Annotated in this window: 20 protein-coding genes; 14 read left to right on the forward strand and 6 right to left on the reverse strand. The window is 62.0% G+C overall.

Annotation, left to right across the window (positions count from 1 at the left end):
* Positions 1-37 precede the first annotated feature (37 nt).
* The 3 genes from AB5975_03985 (at position 38) to pdeM (ending at position 4,317) form a co-directional block, all read left to right on the forward strand.
* A complete protein-coding gene (locus AB5975_03985) occupies positions 38-1,153 on the forward strand; it encodes a succinylglutamate desuccinylase/aspartoacylase family protein (protein ID XDR21080.1) in 1,116 nt (371 codons plus the stop codon).
* Positions 1,154-1,219: 66 nt separating this feature from the next.
* On the forward strand, positions 1,220-3,670 hold the full coding sequence (locus AB5975_03990; GenBank protein ID XDR21081.1) for a ligase-associated DNA damage response DEXH box helicase: 2,451 nt from the start codon (positions 1,220-1,222) through the stop codon (positions 3,668-3,670).
* Complete coding sequence (gene pdeM / locus AB5975_03995; protein ID XDR21082.1) at positions 3,667-4,317, forward strand: ligase-associated DNA damage response endonuclease PdeM; 651 nt, start codon at positions 3,667-3,669, stop codon at positions 4,315-4,317. Before AB5975_03990 ends, pdeM begins: the two co-directional genes overlap by 4 nt.
* A gap of 6 nt (positions 4,318-4,323) precedes the next feature.
* On the opposite strand, the gene AB5975_04000 is transcribed toward pdeM, so the two are convergent.
* The gene (locus AB5975_04000; protein ID XDR21083.1) at positions 4,324-4,551 is read right to left on the reverse strand and encodes a hypothetical protein; all 228 of its coding nucleotides are present in this window, start codon (positions 4,549-4,551) and stop codon (positions 4,324-4,326) included.
* 94 nt (positions 4,552-4,645) lie between these two features.
* Positions 4,646-5,212, reverse strand: a complete 567-nt coding sequence (gene dcd, locus AB5975_04005; protein XDR21084.1) for a dCTP deaminase — start codon at positions 5,210-5,212, stop codon at positions 4,646-4,648.
* Positions 5,213-5,539: 327 nt separating this feature from the next.
* On the opposite strand from dcd, the gene AB5975_04010 reads away from it, so the two are divergent.
* On the forward strand, positions 5,540-5,749 hold the full coding sequence (locus tag AB5975_04010) for a cold-shock protein (protein XDR21085.1): 210 nt from the start codon (positions 5,540-5,542) through the stop codon (positions 5,747-5,749).
* Between the two features lie 130 nt (positions 5,750-5,879).
* Here the strand turns inward: AB5975_04010 and apbC are convergent, their stop codons facing one another.
* Positions 5,880-6,974 (reverse strand): iron-sulfur cluster carrier protein ApbC, encoded by a 1,095-nt coding sequence (gene apbC, locus AB5975_04015; GenBank protein XDR21086.1) that lies wholly within the window; start codon positions 6,972-6,974, stop codon positions 5,880-5,882.
* 158 nt (positions 6,975-7,132) lie between these two features.
* On the opposite strand from apbC, the gene metG reads away from it, so the two are divergent.
* The 7 genes from metG (at position 7,133) to AB5975_04050 (ending at position 12,820) form a co-directional block, all read left to right on the forward strand.
* Positions 7,133-9,172 (forward strand): methionine--tRNA ligase, encoded by a 2,040-nt coding sequence (gene metG / locus AB5975_04020; GenBank protein XDR21087.1) that lies wholly within the window; start codon positions 7,133-7,135, stop codon positions 9,170-9,172.
* Between the two features lie 88 nt (positions 9,173-9,260).
* Positions 9,261-9,809, forward strand: a complete 549-nt coding sequence (locus AB5975_04025; GenBank protein XDR21088.1) for an Rnf-Nqr domain containing protein — start codon at positions 9,261-9,263, stop codon at positions 9,807-9,809.
* Positions 9,806-10,780 (forward strand): RnfABCDGE type electron transport complex subunit D, encoded by a 975-nt coding sequence (locus AB5975_04030; protein ID XDR21089.1) that lies wholly within the window; start codon positions 9,806-9,808, stop codon positions 10,778-10,780. The genes AB5975_04025 and AB5975_04030 overlap by 4 nt, the downstream gene beginning before the upstream one ends.
* Positions 10,777-11,379, forward strand: a complete 603-nt coding sequence (locus tag AB5975_04035) for an RnfABCDGE type electron transport complex subunit G (protein XDR21090.1) — start codon at positions 10,777-10,779, stop codon at positions 11,377-11,379. The genes AB5975_04030 and AB5975_04035 overlap by 4 nt, the downstream gene beginning before the upstream one ends.
* The gene (locus AB5975_04040; GenBank protein XDR21091.1) at positions 11,372-11,896 is read left to right on the forward strand and encodes an NADH:quinone oxidoreductase; all 525 of its coding nucleotides are present in this window, start codon (positions 11,372-11,374) and stop codon (positions 11,894-11,896) included. The genes AB5975_04035 and AB5975_04040 overlap by 8 nt, the downstream gene beginning before the upstream one ends.
* Before the next feature lie 4 nt (positions 11,897-11,900).
* Positions 11,901-12,539, forward strand: coding sequence for an endonuclease III (nth, locus tag AB5975_04045; protein ID XDR21092.1), 639 nt, complete (start codon positions 11,901-11,903; stop codon positions 12,537-12,539).
* Positions 12,540-12,643: 104 nt separating this feature from the next.
* Positions 12,644-12,820, forward strand: a complete 177-nt coding sequence (locus AB5975_04050; protein ID XDR21093.1) for a PA3496 family putative envelope integrity protein — start codon at positions 12,644-12,646, stop codon at positions 12,818-12,820.
* A gap of 51 nt (positions 12,821-12,871) precedes the next feature.
* Here AB5975_04050 and AB5975_04055 read toward each other — a convergent pair whose 3' ends face one another.
* Positions 12,872-13,495 carry a response regulator gene (locus AB5975_04055; protein XDR21094.1) on the reverse strand — a complete coding sequence of 208 codons (624 nt, stop codon included), beginning with the start codon at positions 13,493-13,495 and terminating at the stop codon, positions 12,872-12,874.
* 366 nt (positions 13,496-13,861) lie between these two features.
* Here AB5975_04055 and AB5975_04060 point away from each other — a divergent pair, with 366 nt between their 5' ends.
* The gene (locus AB5975_04060) at positions 13,862-14,353 is read left to right on the forward strand and encodes a hypothetical protein (protein XDR21095.1); all 492 of its coding nucleotides are present in this window, start codon (positions 13,862-13,864) and stop codon (positions 14,351-14,353) included.
* A gap of 62 nt (positions 14,354-14,415) precedes the next feature.
* Here AB5975_04060 and AB5975_04065 read toward each other — a convergent pair whose 3' ends face one another.
* Positions 14,416-15,633 (reverse strand): argininosuccinate synthase, encoded by a 1,218-nt coding sequence (locus AB5975_04065; GenBank protein ID XDR21096.1) that lies wholly within the window; start codon positions 15,631-15,633, stop codon positions 14,416-14,418.
* A gap of 156 nt (positions 15,634-15,789) precedes the next feature.
* On the reverse strand, positions 15,790-16,716 hold the full coding sequence (locus tag AB5975_04070; GenBank protein XDR21097.1) for an OmpA family protein: 927 nt from the start codon (positions 16,714-16,716) through the stop codon (positions 15,790-15,792).
* Between the two features lie 130 nt (positions 16,717-16,846).
* On the opposite strand from AB5975_04070, the gene pyrC reads away from it, so the two are divergent.
* Positions 16,847-17,893, forward strand: coding sequence for a dihydroorotase (gene pyrC / locus AB5975_04075; protein ID XDR21098.1), 1,047 nt, complete (start codon positions 16,847-16,849; stop codon positions 17,891-17,893).
* On the forward strand, positions 17,890-18,564 hold the full coding sequence (gene rnt, locus AB5975_04080) for a ribonuclease T (protein ID XDR21099.1): 675 nt from the start codon (positions 17,890-17,892) through the stop codon (positions 18,562-18,564). Before pyrC ends, rnt begins: the two co-directional genes overlap by 4 nt.
* Positions 18,565-18,653: the final 89 nt, after the last annotated feature.

Consider the following 18,653-nt stretch of genomic DNA (forward strand, 5'->3'; position numbering starts at 1 on the left):
TGTCGCAGACCGTTTTCGCTACGCAGCCAGGACCACCATGCACCATTCAACCCACGACCTGCTCTCACCCGTTCCGGGCATCACCCGCCAACTGCACAGCTTTCACTTCGGCCCCCGCGGTGGCGGCAAGGTCTATGTCCAGGCCTCGCTGCACGCCGACGAACTACCAGGCATGCTCGTGGCCTGGCACCTCAAGCGTCGCCTAACCGAACTGGAACAGCAAGGTCGACTGCAGCGCGAGATCATCCTGGTGCCGGTGGCCAACCCGGTCGGCCTGGAGCAAGTGTTGCTGGATGCGCCGCTGGGGCGTTTCGAGCTGCAAAGCGGCGAGAACTTCAACCGCAACTTCGTCGACCTGTCAGACAGCATCGGCGACCAGATCGAAGAGCACCTGACCCAGGACTCGGCTCACAACCTCGCACTGATCCGCGAATACCTGCGCCGCGGGCTGGACGCGCACCCAGCCCGTACACCGCTGCAAGCCCAGCGCCTGATCCTGCAGCGCCTGGCCTGCGATGCCGAGATGGTGCTGGACCTGCACTGCGACTTCGAGGCAGTCGAGCACCTGTACACCACACCAGACGCCTGGCCGCAAATCGAGCCGTTGGCCCGCTACCTGGGCGCCCAGGCCAGCCTGCTGGCCACCGATTCGGGCGGGCAGTCTTTCGACGAATGCTTCAGCCTGGTCTGGTGGCAGTTGCAGCAGCGCTTCGGCAAGCGCTTCCCGATCCCGCTGGGCTGCTGCTCGGTAACCGTCGAACTGCGTGGCCAGGCCGATGTCAGCCATGACCTGGCCAGCAAGGATTGCCAGGCGATAATCGACTTTCTGACCCACGCGGGTGTTATCGAGGGCGCCAGCCCGCCTTTGCCGGCCTTGCTCAACCCCGCCACGCCGCTGGCCGCTGTCGAGCCGGTGTCGACGCCACTGGGCGGCTTGCTGGTGTATCACTCCAAACCAGGACAGCACCTGGAAGCCGGCCAGTTGATCGCAGAAATCATCGACCCCCTAAGCGACCGGGTGACCGCCATACGCAACAGCCAGCCGGGCCTGCTGTACGCCCGTAGCGTGCGGCGCATGGCAACGGCTGGCATGGTCATCGCCCATGTGGCCGGCGAGCAGGTGTGCCGCAGCGGCTATCTGCTGGGCAACTGATTCGGTAAAACCATTGCCCTTGGCGGGTGGTCTGTAGAAGCACGACCTTCGACGGACCACTGCCTTATGCCCGCCGCCATCGACCTTGCCAATGCCTGGTTCGCCAAACGCGGCTGGAAGCCGTTCGCTTTCCAGCGACGCGTCTGGGCAGCCGTCGAGCGCGGCCAGTCTGGCCTATTGCATGCCAGTACCGGCGCCGGCAAGACCTACGCCGTGTGGCTCGCCGCGCTTCGCGCGTTCAAGCCCCAGCCCCAAAGCAGCCAACCGGTGCCATTGCAGGTGCTGTGGGTCACGCCCATGCGGGCCTTGGCCGCTGACACTGCGCGCGCCTTGCAGGCGCCACTGGATGAACTTGAACTGCCTTGGCGCGTGGGGGTGCGCAGCGGCGACACCGGCAGCGCCGAACGCGCCCGGCAAGCGCGGCGCCTGCCAAGCGTGCTGGTCACCACACCCGAAAGCCTGACCTTGCTGCTGATCCGGGCACAGGCGCGCGAAGACTTCGCTACGCTGCGCCTGGTGGTGGTGGATGAATGGCACGAACTGCTGGGCAACAAACGCGGGGTACAACTGCAACTGGCCCTGGCCCACCTGCGCCAGTGGCACCCCGACCTGCCCACTTGGGGCCTCTCGGCCACCCTCGGCAACCTGCAACATGCGCTGGAGGTACTGCTGCCGCAAGGCGGCCTGCTGGTACAGGGCCGCCAGGACAAGGCGCTACAGGTCGATACCTTGCTGCCAACAGCCATCGAGCGCTTCCCCTGGGCGGGGCACATGGGCCTGAAGATGCTCGACCAGGTCAGCCACGAGATCGACGCCAGTGCCAGCTGCTTGGTGTTCACCAACACCCGTGCACAGGCCGAACTTTGGTACCAGGCCCTGCTTGAAGCCCGCCCCGACTGGGCCGGGCTGATTGCCTTGCACCATGCCTCACTGGCCCGAGAAACCCGCGACTGGGTCGAGCGCAGCCTCAAGCAAGGCAGCCTGAAAGCCGTGGTCTGTACTTCCAGCCTGGACCTGGGTGTGGACTTTCTGCCAGTGGAGCGGGTGTTGCAGATTGGCTCGGCCAAGGGCATTGCCCGCCTGATGCAGCGTGCCGGGCGCTCAGGGCATGCGCCGGGACGGCGCTCGCGGGTCACCCTGGTGCCTACCCACAGCCTGGAGCTGGTGGAGGCAGCGGCGGCCCGCAAGGCACTGCTTGCCGGTCACATCGAAGCCCGCTTCTCACCACGCCTGAGCATGGACGTGCTGGTCCAGCACCTGGTCAGCATGGCCCTGGGCAGTGGCTTTCGTCCCGAGCAACTGCTGGCTGAAGTGCGCAGCACCTGGGCCTTTCGCGAGTTGCGCGACAGCCAGTGGCAATGGGCGCTGGACTTCGTCTGTCATGGCGGCAACTCGCTCAGCGCCTACCCGGACTACCAGCGCGTCGAGCGCCACGCCGACGGTGTTTACCGGGTCGCCAGCGAACGCCTGGCACGACGCCATCGCATGGGTATCGGCACCATCGTCAGCGACGCCAACCTGCAACTCAAATACTGGGGCAAGGGTAGCGCGGGCAAGACGCTTGGTAGTGTCGAGGAAGCCTTCATTGCCCGCCTGCGCCCCGGCGACGCGCTGGTGTTTGCCGGGCGGGTGCTGGAGCTGGTGCGCGTGGAAAACATGACGGCCTATGTGCGTCGCAGCACGGCGCGCAAGGCTGCGGTGGCGCGCTGGAATGGCGGGCGCATGCCGCTCTCGAGCGAATTGGCCGACGCGCTGGTCGAACAGCTCGATGCTGCAGCCCATGAACGCTTTGATGGCCCGGACATGCGCGCAGTGCGCCCGCTGCTGGCGCTGCAGGCACGATGGTCGGCCTTGCCCACCACCGGCACACTGCTGGCCGAGACCTTCAAGTCACGCCAGGGCTGGCATCTGTTCCTGTACCCCTTTGCCGGGCGCATGGCCAACCTGGGCCTGGCCAACCTGATTGCCTGGCGGGTCAGCCGCGTGCAACCGCTATCGGTATCGATTGCCGTCAATGACTATGGGTTCGAACTGCTCAGTCCTGCCCTGGTGGACTGGGCGAGTTACTTGCCGCTGGCGCTGAGCACCGATCACCTGCTGGAAGATGTGCTGGCCAGCCTGAATGCCGGGGAAATGGCTCTGCGGCGCTTTCGTGAGATTGCCCAGATCGCCGGGCTGGTGTTTGGCGGCTACCCAGCGGCGCAGAAGAGCACCCGGCAGATCCAGGCTTCCAGTGGGCTGTTCTATGAAGTGTTTCGCAAACACGATACAGGGAACCTGCTGCTTGGCCAGGCGCAGGATGAGGTGTTGAGCGAGGAGCTGGAGATCGAACGACTGCGTCGGCAGTTGCTGAAAATGGGTGAGTTGCGACTGGACCTGCGCGCGTTGAGGCGGCCAGGGCCGCTGGCGTTTGCGTTGTTGGTGGAAGGCATGCGCGAGACGTTGAGCACCGAGAAGCTGGCGGATCGGATTGCGCGCATGGTGGCGGAACTGGAACAAGCGGCGGTTGGAGGATGAACTACCAACCCATCGAACACTGTGGCCAGTCGCTCTGGCTGCTCCCCGACAAGGCCATCTACTGGCCTGCCCGCCGCGCCCTGCTGGTGGCCGACGTCCACATCGGCAAGGCCGCCAGCTATCGCGCCCTGCATCAACCGGTGCCACGCGGTACCACCCAGGCGACACTTGCCCGGTTGGACGCCTTGTTGGCAGCACATGACTGCGAACAGCTGATCGTTCTTGGCGACTTCCTCCATGCACGCACAGCTCGAGCACCAGCGACGCTGGCCAGGTTACAGCTGTGGCGGGAACGGCATGCACACCTGAAAATCGTGCTGATACGCGGCAATCATGATCGCAATGCCGGCGATCCGCCGGCTTCGTTGCATATTCAAACCGAGGACGAGCCCTGGCTACTGGAACCGTTTGCGCTACGGCACGAGCCTCAGCCCCACCCAACGCACCCGGTGTTGGCGGGCCATGTGCATCCGGCGTTCGTCTTGCGCGGCAAGGCCCGGCAACGCCTGCGCCTGCCTTGCTTCCTGATCGATGCGCACGTCAGCCTGCTGCCGGCATTCGGTGAGTTCACCGGGGGCTGGGAAATCACGCCAGCCGATACCAGCCGGGTATACCTGGCTGGCGCGGGACGCATCTGGCCGTTGTGACAGCACTCAGGCCACAGGGGCTGGTGGCGGTTCGTCCGGCAAGGTCGGCTCGCCCGGCTCCATGGGGGGTGTTTCACCCGGTTCCGGCGGTTGCGGGGTATCGGGGTCAGGCTGGTGGGGCACGCCCCCCGCCTGCATGGGCAGCGGGTGCGCCAGCAGTGACCAGGGCAACAACCCCACGTGATTGGGCTGCAGGCCTGCCAGCTTGGCACTGATTGCGGGATGGAGTTTCATTGGCTGCTCCTGACGAAAGCCGATGCACATCATGCGCACCGGCATTACTGCGTTGGAGTGCCAAAGGCGCGGGTAATTCCCCGCGCTTGTCGGCTCAGGTACGCGGCAAGGTGACGCCGCGCTGGCCCTGGTATTTGCCGCCACGGTCCTTGTACGACACCTCGCATTCTTCGTCGGACTGCAGGAACAGCATCTGCGCTACGCCTTCGTTGGCGTAGATCTTCGCCGGCAACGTGGTGGTGTTGGAGAACTCCAGCGTCACGTGGCCTTCCCACTCAGGCTCGAGCGGGGTGACGTTGACGATGATGCCGCAACGGGCGTACGTGCTCTTGCCCAGGCAGATGGTCAGCACGTCACGCGGAATGCGGAAATACTCGACAGTGCGCGCCAGGGCGAACGAGTTCGGCGGAATGATGCACACGTCGCTCTTGATGTCGACGAAGCTGCCGGCGTCGAAGTTTTTCGGGTCGACGGTGGCCGAGTTGATGTTGGTGAACACCTTGAATTCGTCGGCGCAGCGTACGTCGTAACCGTAGCTGGAGACCCCGAACGAAATCACTCGACTGTCCTGTTCGCCGCGCACCTGGCGCTCGACGAACGGTTCGATCATGCCGTGTTCCTGCGCCATGCGGCGAATCCACTTGTCCGATTTGATGCTCATGGCGGGGTGTCCTGAAGAGTTGCGTGTTGAAAATCGTGATGCGCATCTTACCGGTCCCGGCGCCCAGGTTAAAGTTCCATGCCTCATCCCGCGCCGGGCGGGGGCTACAGCCGCCGTCGATCCGAATTTGCGTAAAGCGCCCTCTGACCATTGGCAGGTTGCGGAAAGTGGGGTAAGGTGGCGCCACTGTGCTGCACGTGACACCGAGAATCTCTAGTTTGATGCACGATCCTGATCGGCCCATCGCTGAATTTTCTGCTCTCTTTGCGCTCAGTCCCGGGCAGGGTTTTTCCTGACCGTTATCAAATTGTCCAAGGAGACAGAAAAATGTCCAACCGTCAAAACGGTACCGTTAAGTGGTTCAACGATGAGAAAGGCTACGGCTTCATCACCCCTCAGTCGGGCGACGACCTGTTCGTGCACTTCAAAGCCATCCAAGCTGACGGCTTCAAAACCCTGAAAGAAGGCCAGGCTGTTACTTTCGTCGCTACCCGCGGCCAGAAAGGCATGCAGGCTGAAGAAGTTCAGATCGCCTAAGTCGATCTCGCTTCCTAGCTTTCAAAAAAACCCGCCTCTGGCGGGTTTTTTTATGCCTGACATAAAGGCTATGCCTGCACGTGCGGGAGCGGCCTTGTGTCGCTAAACGGCCGCTCCAACAGGAAGTGCGTCAGTCTTCGCTGATGGTAATGCTCGGCATCGCCGGTGCCGCTGCTTCCTGCAGCACGATCCGCGCGCCCACCTGGCGAGCCAGCTCCTGATAGACCATGGCAATCTGGCTTTCCGGCTCGGCGATCGCCGTCGGTTTGCCGCTGTCGGCCTGCTCGCGGATCAGCATCGACAACGGCAGCGATGCCAACAGGTCGACGCCATACTGGCTGGCCAACTTCTCGCCACCGCCTTCACCGAACAGGTGCTCGGCATGGCCGCAGTTCGAACAGATATGCACAGCCATGTTCTCGACCACACCCAGCACCGGGATATTGACCTTGCGGAACATCTCCACGCCCTTCTTGGCATCCAGCAACGCCAGGTCCTGCGGAGTGGTAACGATCACGGAACCGGCCACCGGTACCTTTTGCGCCAGGGTCAGCTGGATATCACCGGTGCCCGGCGGCATGTCGATCACCAGGTAATCCAGGTCATCCCAGGCGGTTTGGGTCACCAGTTGCAGCAGCGCGCCGGAGACCATCGGGCCACGCCATACCATCGGTGTATTGTCGTCGGTGAGGAAGGCCATGGACATGACTTCCACGCCATGGGCCTTGATCGGCACGAACCACTTCTGCTCGCGAATCTGCGGGCGGGTGCCCTCGGCGATACCGAACATCACACCCTGGCTGGGGCCGTAGATATCGGCATCGAGAATACCTACCCGCGCACCTTCGCGGGCCAGGGCCAAGGCCAGGTTGGCCGCCGTGGTCGACTTGCCCACACCGCCCTTGCCCGACGCCACAGCGATGATGTTCTTGACGTTGGCCATGGCCGGCACCTGGGCCTGGGCCTTGTGCGCAGCCACCACGCAGTCGATCGACACCTGGGCGCCGCTGACGCCCTCAAGGTTGCCGATGGCGGTTTGCAGCACCTGGGCCCAACCGTTCTTGAACAGCCCGGCGGCATAGCCCAATTGCAACTGCACGCTGACCTGCCCGCCCTGGATATCGATGGCACGCACGCAGCCGGCGCTGACCGGGTCCTGGTTCAGGTAGGGGTCGGTGTACTGGCGAAGCACGCCTTCGACGGCGGCACGGGTGACGGCACTCATGGAGACTCCCATTGGCAAACTGAATGTAAAACAGGCGCCTATCCTAACCCGTCAATCGTCAGCAGATGCGCTTGCGGGGTGAAATATCTTCGCCAGCCCTTTATAGTGGCCGATCACCCTCATTTTTACCCCGTAGCCAGATAAGTAGCCGAGCCACCATGTCCGAGCCACGTCAGATTCTCGTCACCAGCGCCCTGCCCTATGCCAATGGATCGATCCATCTAGGCCATATGCTCGAGTACATCCAGACAGACATGTGGGTCCGCTTCCAGAAAATGCGCGGCAACCAGTGTATCTACGTCTGCGCCGATGACGCCCACGGCTCCGCCATCATGCTGCGTGCCGAGAAAGAAGGCATCACACCGGAGCAGCTGATCGCCAATGTCCAGGCCGAGCACAGCAGCGACTTCGCCGACTTCCTGGTGGACTTCGACAACTTCCACTCGACCCACAGCGAAGAAAACCGCGAGCTGTCGAGCCTGATCTACACGCGCCTGCGTGAAGCCGGGCACATCGCCACCCGTTCGGTGACCCAGTACTTCGACCCGGAAAAGGGTATGTTCCTCGCCGACCGCTTCATCAAGGGCACCTGCCCCAAGTGCGCGGCCGAAGACCAGTATGGCGACAACTGCGAAAAATGCGGCGCCACCTACGCACCCACCGAACTGAAAAACCCCAAGTCGGCGATCTCCGGTGCCACACCGGTACTGCGTGACTCCCAGCACTTCTTCTTCAAGCTGCCCGACTTCCAGGCCATGCTGCAGCAGTGGACCCGCAGCGGCACCCTGCAGGACGCGGTAGCCAACAAGCTGGCCGAATGGCTGGACTCCGGCCTGCAGGAGTGGGATATCTCCCGCGATGCGCCGTACTTCGGCTTCGAAATACCGGGCGAGCCGGGCAAGTACTTCTACGTTTGGCTGGATGCGCCAATCGGCTACATGGCCAGCTTCAAGAACCTCTGTGCACGCCGCCCGGAGCTGGACTTCGACGCCTTCTGGAGCGAAGGCTCCAAGGCCGAGCTGTACCACTTCATCGGCAAGGACATCGTCAACTTCCACGCCCTGTTCTGGCCTGCCATGCTCGAAGGCGCGGGCTTTCGCAAGCCGACCGCGGTCAACGTGCACGGCTACCTGACCGTCAACGGCGCCAAGATGTCCAAGTCGCGCGGCACCTTCATCAAGGCCCGTACCTACCTTGACCACCTGCAGCCGGAATACCTGCGTTACTACTACGCAGCCAAGCTGGGCCGTGGCGTCGACGACCTGGACTTGAACCTGGAAGACTTCGTGCAGAAGGTCAACTCCGACCTGGTCGGCAAGGTGGTCAACATTGCCAGCCGCTGCGCAGGTTTCATCCACAAGGGCAACGAAGGTGTGATGGTAAGCGGTGATGCCGCGCCTGAGCTGACCGAAGCCTTCCTGACGGCCGCACCCTCCATCGCCGAAGCCTATGAAGTCCGTGATTTTGGCCGCGCCATGCGCGAAATCATGGCGCTGGCCGACCGCGCCAACGCCTGGATCGCCGACAAGGCCCCGTGGTCGCTGGCCAAACAGGAAGGCAAGCAGGATGAAGTACAGGCCATCTGCGCCCAAGGCATCAACCTGTTCCGTCAGTTGGTGATCTTCCTCAAGCCGGTGCTGCCAGTGCTGGCCGCTGACGCCGAGGCTTTCCTCAACGTTGCCCCGCTGACCTGGAGCGATCACCTGTCGCGCCTGGAAAACCACTCCCTGAACCCGTTCAAGGCCCTGATGAGCCGTATCGAGCCGGCCAAGGTCGAAGCCATGGTCGCAGCCAGCAAGGAAGACCTGCTGGCTACGCAAGCCAAGGCACCAGCGGGCAATGGCGAGCTGACCAAGGACCCGCTGTCGGCGGAGATCGAGTTCGATACCTTCGCGGCAGTCGACCTGCGCGTGGCGCTGATCGTCAAGGCCGAAGCCGTGGCAGGTGCCGACAAGTTGCTGCAACTGACCCTGGACATCGGTGACGAACGCCGCAACGTGTTCTCCGGCATCAAGTCGGCCTACCCCGACCCGTCCAAGCTGGAAGGCCGCCTGACCATGATGGTAGCCAACCTCAAGCCACGGAAGATGCGCTTTGGCGTGTCCGAGGGCATGGTCATGGCTGCCGGCCCTGGCGGTGAAGAAATCTACCTGCTGAGCCCAGACAGCGGCGCCAAGCCAGGCCAGCGCATCAAGTAACCCCTCTGCCCCGGCCCTCGTGCCGGGGCAGTTCTTTCTGTACCTCGATTGCCGGCCGTCCCTCCCGATTCCCGGCTATCTTCATCTCATGAATGACTACATCCTGGTCCTGATAAGCGCCGCGCTGGTCAATCACCTGTGCCTCCTGCAACAGCCTTTCTCCAGGCCGCATCTGCATGTACACGGGCTGGCTGGTGCGCTGTGCATCGCCTTGGGCGTGATCGGCGCACAGCTGCTGCTGCGCGGGGTACTTGCCCCGCTGCACATCCATGATCTTGCTCTGTTCCTGTTGTTGCCCTGGCTGGCACTGCTTGCCTGGGGCCTGCCCTGGCTAATGGCCAAGTGGCGCCCGGCCTGGCCCGTAGTGGGGTTACCAGCGCTGCTGTCGAGCAATGCCCTGGCGCTGGGGCTGGGCCTGCAGCAGGCAAGCGACGACAGCCCCTGGTCAGCCACGCTGCTGCAAGCCTTGCTGGCAGGAGGAGGCTTTTGGCTGGCGCTGATGGTGTTCAGTGATCTGCGCCAACGCAGTGCCCATGCCGACATCCCTGGTGTACTGCGCGGCCTGCCCATCGAATTGATCGGCGCCGGGGTAATGGCCATGGCATTTTCCGGTTTCAACGGAATGTTCGGCCAATGATCAACAGTCCCGACCCGCGGCTACGTACCAGCATGGGCCTGGTCTTGCTGGCCTGCTTGCCCGGCCTTCTGACGCTGTTATGGCTGCATGGCTGGGGCATGCTGGTGAACCTGTTGCTGTGTGCCAGTGCGGCACTCCTGTGCGAAGCGGCGCTGCTGGCGTTGCGCGGCCAATCACCCAGCACGGCGCTAAACGATGGCAGTGCACTGGTGACCGCCGTGCTGCTGGCGGCCGCCCTGCCCACGCTCGCCCCATGGTGGCTGCCGGTGATCGCGGCAAGTGCTGCCATCGGCATCGGCAAGCAGGCCTTTGGTGGGGTTGGGCGAAATCTGTTCAACCCGGCCATGGTCGGATATGCCTTTGTGCTCCTGAGTTTTCCGTTGCAGATGAACCATTGGCCAGGGCCGGCCCCGGGCTTGCTCGACAGCCTGCAGCAAGTGTTCGCCGGGGGCGATCAGGTCGATGCCTGGGCCCGGCCAACCCTGCTCGACGGCTTGCGCCACAACCGCAGCCTGACCATCGACGAGCTGTTTGCCAGCCATCCGGGCTTCGGCAGCATTGGCGGTGCAGGAAGCGAATGGGTCAACCTGGCATTCCTGCTCGGTGGCCTGTTCTTGTTGCAGCGCAAGGTAATCAGCTGGCATGCGCCGGCGGGCTTGCTGGCAGGGCTGTTCGTATTCAGTTTATTGGGCTGGAACGGTTCGGGATCGGACTCCAATGGTTCGCCCTTGCTGCACCTGTTCTCCGGTTCGACCATGCTGGCAGCCTTCTTCATTGCCACCGAGCCAGTTTCCGGCCCCAGGAACGAATGGGCCAGGCTGTGCTTCGGCCTGGGAACAGGGCTGCTCATCTACCTGATTCGTACCTGGGGCAGCTACCCGGATGGCACTGCGTTCGCCATCTTGCTGATGAACCTTGTGGCGCCGACGCTCGAGCGCCTGGCCACGCAGCGCCAGCAGGCTACCCGATGAAGCGCCTGGCACATGATGTGGGCCTGCTGTTGCTGACTGGCGTATTGGCAGTGTCTGCCACTTTCGCGTGGCGGCATTGGACCGGCCCAGCCATCACCAGCGCCGAGAAGCAACTGCAAAGCCGCCAACGCCTGGCAGTGCTGCCCGAGGGCAGTTTTGACAACCAGCCACTGGACAACCCGCTACCGAGGCCCGCCGCACAGCGGCCCAACAGCCACATCCTGGCGGCTTACCGTGCCACGCTGGCGGGCAAGCCAAGCGCTATTATCCTGGTCACGCAAACCCAAGGCTATGCCGGGCCGATTGTGCTGAGTGTTGCCATCGCCACAGACGGCCGGCTGATCGGCAGCCAGGTGGTCGAACAACAGGAAAGCCCTGGGCTGGGGGCACGCGTAGGCGACCCGCAACTGCACTGGCTGGGGCAGTTCGAAAACCGCCAATTGAACGACCACTGGGCGCTGAAGCGGGACCACGGCGACTTTGACCAATTGGCCGGCGCGACCGTGACCTCGCGGGCAGTGATCGCCGCATTGCAGGAGGCGCTGAGCTATTTTGACGAGCAGCGCAGCGTACTGCTGGAGAACGCCACGCATGAATAGATTCTGCCTGCTGGCCGTAAGCCTGGTGCCCATGCTGGGCGCCACCCGCACCCTGACCGAGGGCGCCACCATCGGATTGTGTGCGGTAGTGATGGGGGGCATGCACCAACTGTTGCTGGCACCGTTGCGTCCGCGTCTGGCCAGCTGGGCCTACGCGCTGGCCAGCCTTCTGTTGCTGGCCGCCTTGGCCTGCTGCCTGCAAATGGCACTGCTTGCCTGGTCGCTGCCTTTGGCACTGGCGCTCGGCTTCTATCCCGCCTTGTTGTGCCTGCAGTGTTTGGCCTGCGACCTCCTGCTGCCGGACCAACAGCGCTGGCGCGTACTCGCCGTGCACCTCGGCGCGGTGTTTGCCAGCTGCCTGCTGCTTGGCGCCAGCCGCCAATGGCTGGCCCATTTTGCCGACCTGCACCTGGCCAGCCTGGCCCCCGGCGCCCTGCTACTGCTCGGACTGCTGCTGGCCTTGTACAATCGCTTGCGTCCGGGCTCAGCCCACCCACGTCGTCAAGGAAAGCTCTGATTTCATGAATGCCGCCAAACGCCTGGAGATTTTTCGCAGGCTGCACGAAGACAACCCCGACCCGAAGACCGAACTGGCCTACACCACCCCGTTCGAACTGCTGGTCGCCGTGACGCTGTCCGCGCAATCCACCGACGTCGGCGTCAACAAGGCCACAGCGCGCCTGTTCCCCGTCGCCAACACCCCCGAGGCCATCTATGCCCTGGGCGTTGAAGGGCTTAGCGAGTACATCAAGACCATCGGGCTTTACAACAGCAAGGCCAAGAATGTCATAGAAGCCTGCCGGCTTCTGATCGAGCGCCACGGCAGCGAGGTACCGCAAACCCGTGAAGCGCTGGAGGCGCTGCCTGGCGTGGGCCGCAAGACCGCCAACGTGGTCCTCAACACCGCATTCCGTCAACCGACCATGGCAGTGGATACCCATATCTATCGGGTGAGTAACCGCACGGGAATTGCGCCAGGCAAAACGGTGCTGGAAGTGGAAAAGAAACTGGTCAAGTTCGTACCAAAAGATTACCTGTTAGACGCCCACCACTGGCTGATTCTGCACGGACGTTATGTGTGCCAGGCGCGCAAGCCAAGGTGCGGCAGTTGCAGGATCGAAGATTTGTGCGAGTACAAGCACAAAACCTCCGACGATTGAGCCGATAGCTAGAAACCACGCTTGACGATTGAAAAAATCTTTTTTACCAGCGTCTGCTTTCTGGTTATAAGGACGGCCAATGGCCCCTTGGCTTGGAGCGACTCATGAGTACCGACAAAGACGACCTGTCGATCGAAGATGATTTTGTTGCCGCAGACGATGACGCGGAGCCCCAGGTAGAAACCGCAAAGACCAACCTGAGCAAACGCCGCACCATCGACAACATGCTGGAAGAACGGCGCCTGCAAAAGCAGCTGGCCGATTTCGACTACGACCTGTAGGACATGCAGCCCTGGCAAAGCCTCCTGGCGGGAGGCTTCCAGGCCTGGCGATCAGCTAAGACCTTGCCGTTGCGCCAGCTCGATCAGGTCTACCAGCGAGCGCGCATTGAGCTTGAGCAATAGCCGCGACTTGTAGGTACTGACCGTCTTGTTGCTGAGGTACATGCTGTCGGCAATTTCCTTGTTCGAACGCCCCCGCGCCAGTTGCTGCAGCACCGTCATTTCACGCGCCGAAAGGCGATTGACCATATCCGCCTCGCTAGCTGCGCCCCTGCCACGTGACGCATGCAACGCCTGGTTGGGGAAATAGCTGTAACCCGACAACACGGCCTTGATGGCGCTAAGCAGCTCGGTAAGCTCCTGCTGCTTGCACACGTAACCTGCCGCCCCCGCCTGCATGCAACGCATCGAAAAATTGCCGGGGGCCTGCGACGTCAGCACGAGTACCTTACTGCCCGGGCTGAAGGTGGCCATGCGGGCGATCACCTCCAGGCCATCCAGTTTCGGTATACCGATATCCAGCACCACGATATCCGGCAGGTGTTGCCGAGTCAGCTGCAGCGCAGCCACCCCATTGTCGGTCTCCGCCACAACGTCATACCCATGCCGCTCCATCAGCATGCGTACGGCCAGGCGTATGACCGGGTGATCATCCACGATAAGCACTTTATTCATGCGATATCCATTCATTGTTATTGCTTTGGCACGCCAAGATAACCGACAGGGCGCTTGCTGGCGCGGTGATTTCCCGGCGAAACTCATGGACAGACAAAACTTACAACGCTTACAGAAATTTCCTACACATCACGACTATGACTGTAACAAGCAAATACCTTGTCACCTGGATTGAAGGTATCACCCACCTGCAAAAACGCACCAGTTGAAAACTGAGCTTAAGCCGAAGAAACGCCAGAGCAAACATGTTGAAAAAGCAAAGCAACGATGCGTAATGGCGATTATTCCGCCCTCGGAAAACACTCCTGTCTTTAGTTGAGTACTCGCGTGAGGTAAAGATGGGCGAAACCGCAGGAGACGGCCCACATGCCCCAAGCTCAACCTGTCGCCCCGCTGACGATCATTGCCATCTTCGCGGGGATTATCGAAGCCTCCGCACTTGCCACATTGCCGTTTCTTAGCGAATCCAGCCAGAAGCTCTACACCTGGTTCCTGGTAGGCTTTCCATTCTTTCTGACGGCACTGTTTTTTCTGACGCTCAACTTCAATTACAAGTCGTTCTACAGCCCTTCACCCAACAGATCCACACACGACAATACGCCAGCGCCGAACAGTGTGGCCACACCCGCCATGGCCGATGATAAACATGAAGTGGTTCAGGGCGAACCGGTCACATTCATGTTCTCCGGCCCGGACGCCTATCGTTTGATGGAGCAACAACTCTTGCATGCACTTGCCCAACCGCCCGTGCCAACGCGAACCTGGCGCTTTTACAACCTGGAAAAACGCCAGTGTGCGCAACTGTCGATCAGTGCACTTGAGGACGATGTTGCGAACCACTCCAGCTCAATGCCTTGAATATTCTTCGCGCATAAAAAAACCCCAGCCTGAGCCGGGGTTTTTATTGCACAAGCCAGCAATCAGAGCAGCGAACGGCCCTTGTTGGCAGCAATGCGCATACGCAGCGCGTTGAGCTTGATGAAGCCGGCAGCGTCCGCCTGGTTGTAGGCGCCGCCATCTTCTTCGAAGGTGGCGATGTTGGCATCGAACAGCGAATCGTCCGACTTGCGGCCAACCACGGTGACATTGCCCTTGTACAGTTTCAGGCGCACAACGCCATTCACGTTGACCTGCGAAGCGTCGATCATCTGCTGCAGCATCAGACGCTCCGGGCTCCACCAGTAGCCGGTGTAGATCAGGCTGGCGTATTTCGGCATCAGCTCATCTTTCAGGTGAGCAACTTCGCGGTCCAGCGTGATCGACTCGATGGCACGGTGGGCCTTGAGCATGATGGTGCCGCCAGGGGTTTCGTAGCAGCCACGCGACTTCATGCCGACGTAACGGTTTTCGACGATGTCCAGGCGGCCGATGCCGTTGGCACCACCAATACGGTTCAGGTCGGCCAGCACGGTGGCCGGGGATTTCTCGACGCCGTCGATGGCAACGATGTCACCGTTGCGGTAGGTCAGCTCGATGTAGGTAGCCTGGTCTGGGGCGTTTTCGGGCGAGACGCTCCAGCGCCACATCTCTTCTTCGTGCTCGGTCCAGGTATCTTCCAGGACACCGCCTTCGTAGGAGATGTGCAACAGGTTGGCGTCCATCGAGTACGGCGACTTCTTCTTGCCGTGACGCTCGATCGGGATGCCGTGCTTTTCGGCGTAGTCCATCAGTTTCTCGCGGGACAGCAGGTCCCACTCGCGCCATGGAGCGATGACCTTGACGCCTGGCTTCAGCGCATAGGCACCCAGCTCGAAACGTACCTGGTCGTTGCCTTTGCCGGTGGCGCCATGGGAAATGGCGTCAGCACCGGTTGCATTGGCGATTTCGATCAGGCGCTTGGCGATCAGCGGACGGGCGATGGAAGTACCCAGCAGGTACTCGCCTTCGTAGACGGTGTTGGCGCGGAACATCGGGAATACGAAATCACGCACGAACTCTTCGCGCAGATCGTCGATGTAGATCTCTTTAACGCCCATTGCCTGGGCCTTGGCACGGGCCGGCTCGACCTCTTCGCCCTGACCCAGGTCAGCGGTGAAGGTCACCACTTCGCAGTTATAGGTATCCTGCAGCCACTTGAGAATCACCGAAGTATCAAGGCCGCCGGAATACGCCAGTACGACCTTTTTTACGTCCGCCATGCCATCACTCCACGGGGTTGTACGGAAAGGCATCGATTCTAACGGCCTTGCGCACAAATTTACAGTGGGGCGACAGCTTCTGACGACAAAGCGACAGGAACTTTCGCAAGGGCGACGGCGCCTGTAGCAGCGATCAATTCCCGACAGGCGCGCAGATTACTTGGCAGCTGGCGCTAATGCAGTTGGTTCAGGGGCTTTTTCGGCAGGTTTCTCCACCGGTTTCACAACTACCGTAACCCGATCCAGCTCGATATTCACCCGTCGATTACGCGCCCGGTTGGCAGCACTGTTGTTCTTCACCAATGGGTATTGCTCACCATGGAAGCGCACGATGATCTGTTCTTCCGCCACGCCATGGGCTTTGAAGTAATCGGCCACCGCGAGCGCGCGCCGGCGTGACAGGTCACGGTTTGTCAGCCGGTTGCCACTGTTGTCAGAGTGGCCGTCAAGCTCGATGTGGTTCACCGTCGGGTCGGCTTTCATGTAATCCAGGATCACATCCAGCCGTGCACGCGCCGACGCATCCAGCTCGGTGCCGCCCCCCGGGAAGCCTACTTGGGTCTGGCGAACCTGGTCGAAGTTCATCGGCAGCAACTTGCCGGCACAGGCTTGGTAGTCGCTGTAGGCCTTGGCGAAGCTGACCGGCAGCACGCGCACCTCCATTGGCCTGCCGGCCTCACCGGCGTAATTGCGCACCACTGTGCTGCGCCCGTCGAGAAGACCGTTTATCAGGCGGCTGGCCTGGCCCTGGGACGAACTGAACAGCACACCGGTACGGGCCATGCGCACGCTGCCCAGGTTGATATCACCACGTCCAGGCTGCCATGGCGCCGCCGCCGCCAGCAGGCTGGCGGTACCTGCCCCCAGTACGTTGCTGTCCGAACGCAGCTGGAACACTGGCTGCTCACCTGCCCGGCGCACGAACTCTCCGCTGCCGAAACCTTCGATCGGCTGGATCAGGCGGCATTCGAACTGATCACCCTCGACCTTCCAGGCGATGTTCTCCATGCGCGTCTGGAAAGTCAGTGCGCCGGCCGGCAGGCTGGCGAACAGGGTCAACAGGGCTAGGTAACGCTGGCGCACGGGCGGCTCCACAAATTCTGACGGCTTACCTGCAGGCTATCGGACGCCGCCCGGAAAACTTGATAGCCGTGCTCGCCCCAGGGTTTTCCGGTACGATTGGGGCTTGAGTTCGACCCGCCTGGAATCCCCAATGTCCGATCGCCTGACCCTCCTGCGCCCCGACGACTGGCACATCCATCTGCGCGATGGTGCCGTCCTGCCCCACACCGTTGGCGATGTGGCGCGTACCTTCGCCCGTGCCATCATCATGCCCAACCTGGTTCCGCCGGTGCGCAATGCCGCCGAGGCTGGCGCCTACCGTGAGCGCATCCTGGCCGCCCGCCCGGCTGGCAGCCGCTTCGAGCCACTGATGGTGCTGTACCTCACCGACCGCACCAGCCCCGAGGACGTGCGTGCGGCCAAGGCCAGCGGCATCGTGTACGCGGCCAAACTGTACCCGGCCGGCGCCACCACCAATTCCGATTCAGGCGTGACCAGCATCGACAACATCTTCCCCGCCATCGAGGCGCTGGCGGAAGTCGGCATGCCACTGCTGGTGCACGGCGAAGTGACCCGCAGCGAGATCGACGTGTTCGACCGCGAAAAGCGCTTCATCGATGAGCATATGCGCCGTGTGGTCGAGCGTTTCCCAACGCTGAAAGTGGTTTTCGAACACATTACCACCAGCGATGCCGCGCAGTTCGTCACCGAGGCCCCGGCCAACGTTGGTGCGACCATCACCGCCCAGCACCTGCTTTACAACCGCAACCACATGCTGGTCGGCGGCATTCGCCCGCACTTCTACTGCCTGCCGATTCTCAAGCGCAACACCCACCAGGTGGCGTTGCTGGACGCGGCTACCAGCGGTAACCCGAAGTTCTTCCTCGGCACCGACTCGGCACCTCACGCCCGTCATGCCAAGGAAGCCGCCTGCGGGTGTGCCGGTTGCTACACCGCCTATGCGGCCATCGAGATGTACGCCGAAGCGTTCGAGCAACGTAACGCACTGGACAAGCTGGAAGGCTTCGCCAGCCTGCACGGTCCGGCCTTCTACGGCCTGCCGGCAAACACCGACACCATTACGCTGGTCCGCGAAGAATGGACAGCCCCAGACAGCCTGCCTTTTGGCGAGCAAACCGTAGTCCCGCTGCGCGCCGGTGAAAAACTGCGCTGGCGCCTGCTGGAGGAAAACGCGTGAGCGAAGACCTCTACGAAGACGACCTGGACGCCCAAGGCAGCAGTGGCTCGCGTCACCCGATGGCCGAGCGCTTCCGTGGCTACTTGCCAGTAGTGGTGGACGTTGAAACGGGTGGTTTCAACAGCGCTACCGACGCTCTGCTGGAAATTGCCGCCGTCACCATCGGCATGGACGAGAAGGGTTTCCTGTTCCCCGAGCACACCTATTTCCATCGGGTGGAACCGTTCGAGGGCGCCAATATCGAGGCGGCCGCGCTGGAATTCACCGGCATCAAGCTGGACCACCCACTGCGCATGGCGGTCAGCGAAGAAAGCGCGCTGACCGACATCTTCCGTGGCGTGCGCAAGGCGCTCAAGGCCAATGGCTGCAAACGGGCGATTCTGGTTGGCCACAACAGCAGTTTCGACCTCGGCTTCCTCAATGCGGCAGTGGCGCGCAATGACCTGAAGCGTAACCCATTCCACCCGTTCTCCAGCTTTGACACCGCCACACTGGCAGGCTTGGCGTATGGCCAGACGGTACTGGCGCGGGCTTGCCAGAGCGCCGACATCGACTTCGACGGGCGTGAAGCGCACTCGGCGCGTTACGACACCGAGAAGACGGCCGAGCTGTTCTGCGGCATCGTCAACCGCTGGAAGGAAATGGGCGGCTGGCGTGATTTCAACGATTGATCTGAAATCCAGGGGCCGCTTTGCGGCCCTTTCGCGACACAAGGCCGCTCCTACAGGGGAATGCACACTCCTGTAGGAGCGGCAAAGAG

It is taken from the genome of Pseudomonas putida (assembly GCA_041071465.1).
GTDB classification, from domain to species: domain Bacteria; phylum Pseudomonadota; class Gammaproteobacteria; order Pseudomonadales; family Pseudomonadaceae; genus Aquipseudomonas; species Aquipseudomonas putida_P.

What these genes read in the sequence shown, in the direction of transcription:
- AB5975_03985 (XDR21080.1), top strand. Translation starts at nt 38, where the DNA reads ATGCACCATTCAACCCACGACCTGCTCTCACCCGTTCCGGGCATCACC.
- AB5975_03990 (XDR21081.1), top strand. Translation starts at nt 1,220, where the DNA reads ATGCCCGCCGCCATCGACCTTGCCAATGCCTGGTTCGCCAAACGCGGC.
- pdeM (XDR21082.1), top strand. Translation starts at nt 3,667, where the DNA reads ATGAACTACCAACCCATCGAACACTGTGGCCAGTCGCTCTGGCTGCTC.
- AB5975_04000 (XDR21083.1), bottom strand. Translation starts at nt 4,551, where the DNA reads ATGAAACTCCATCCCGCAATCAGTGCCAAGCTGGCAGGCCTGCAGCCC.
- dcd (XDR21084.1), bottom strand. Translation starts at nt 5,212, where the DNA reads ATGAGCATCAAATCGGACAAGTGGATTCGCCGCATGGCGCAGGAACAC.
- AB5975_04010 (XDR21085.1), top strand. Translation starts at nt 5,540, where the DNA reads ATGTCCAACCGTCAAAACGGTACCGTTAAGTGGTTCAACGATGAGAAA.
- apbC (XDR21086.1), bottom strand. Translation starts at nt 6,974, where the DNA reads ATGAGTGCCGTCACCCGTGCCGCCGTCGAAGGCGTGCTTCGCCAGTAC.
- metG (XDR21087.1), top strand. Translation starts at nt 7,133, where the DNA reads ATGTCCGAGCCACGTCAGATTCTCGTCACCAGCGCCCTGCCCTATGCC.
- AB5975_04025 (XDR21088.1), top strand. Translation starts at nt 9,261, where the DNA reads ATGAATGACTACATCCTGGTCCTGATAAGCGCCGCGCTGGTCAATCAC.
- AB5975_04030 (XDR21089.1), top strand. Translation starts at nt 9,806, where the DNA reads ATGATCAACAGTCCCGACCCGCGGCTACGTACCAGCATGGGCCTGGTC.
- AB5975_04035 (XDR21090.1), top strand. Translation starts at nt 10,777, where the DNA reads ATGAAGCGCCTGGCACATGATGTGGGCCTGCTGTTGCTGACTGGCGTA.
- AB5975_04040 (XDR21091.1), top strand. Translation starts at nt 11,372, where the DNA reads ATGAATAGATTCTGCCTGCTGGCCGTAAGCCTGGTGCCCATGCTGGGC.
- nth (XDR21092.1), top strand. Translation starts at nt 11,901, where the DNA reads ATGAATGCCGCCAAACGCCTGGAGATTTTTCGCAGGCTGCACGAAGAC.
- AB5975_04050 (XDR21093.1), top strand. Translation starts at nt 12,644, where the DNA reads ATGAGTACCGACAAAGACGACCTGTCGATCGAAGATGATTTTGTTGCC.
- AB5975_04055 (XDR21094.1), bottom strand. Translation starts at nt 13,495, where the DNA reads ATGAATAAAGTGCTTATCGTGGATGATCACCCGGTCATACGCCTGGCC.
- AB5975_04060 (XDR21095.1), top strand. Translation starts at nt 13,862, where the DNA reads ATGCCCCAAGCTCAACCTGTCGCCCCGCTGACGATCATTGCCATCTTC.
- AB5975_04065 (XDR21096.1), bottom strand. Translation starts at nt 15,633, where the DNA reads ATGGCGGACGTAAAAAAGGTCGTACTGGCGTATTCCGGCGGCCTTGAT.
- pyrC (XDR21098.1), top strand. Translation starts at nt 16,847, where the DNA reads ATGTCCGATCGCCTGACCCTCCTGCGCCCCGACGACTGGCACATCCAT.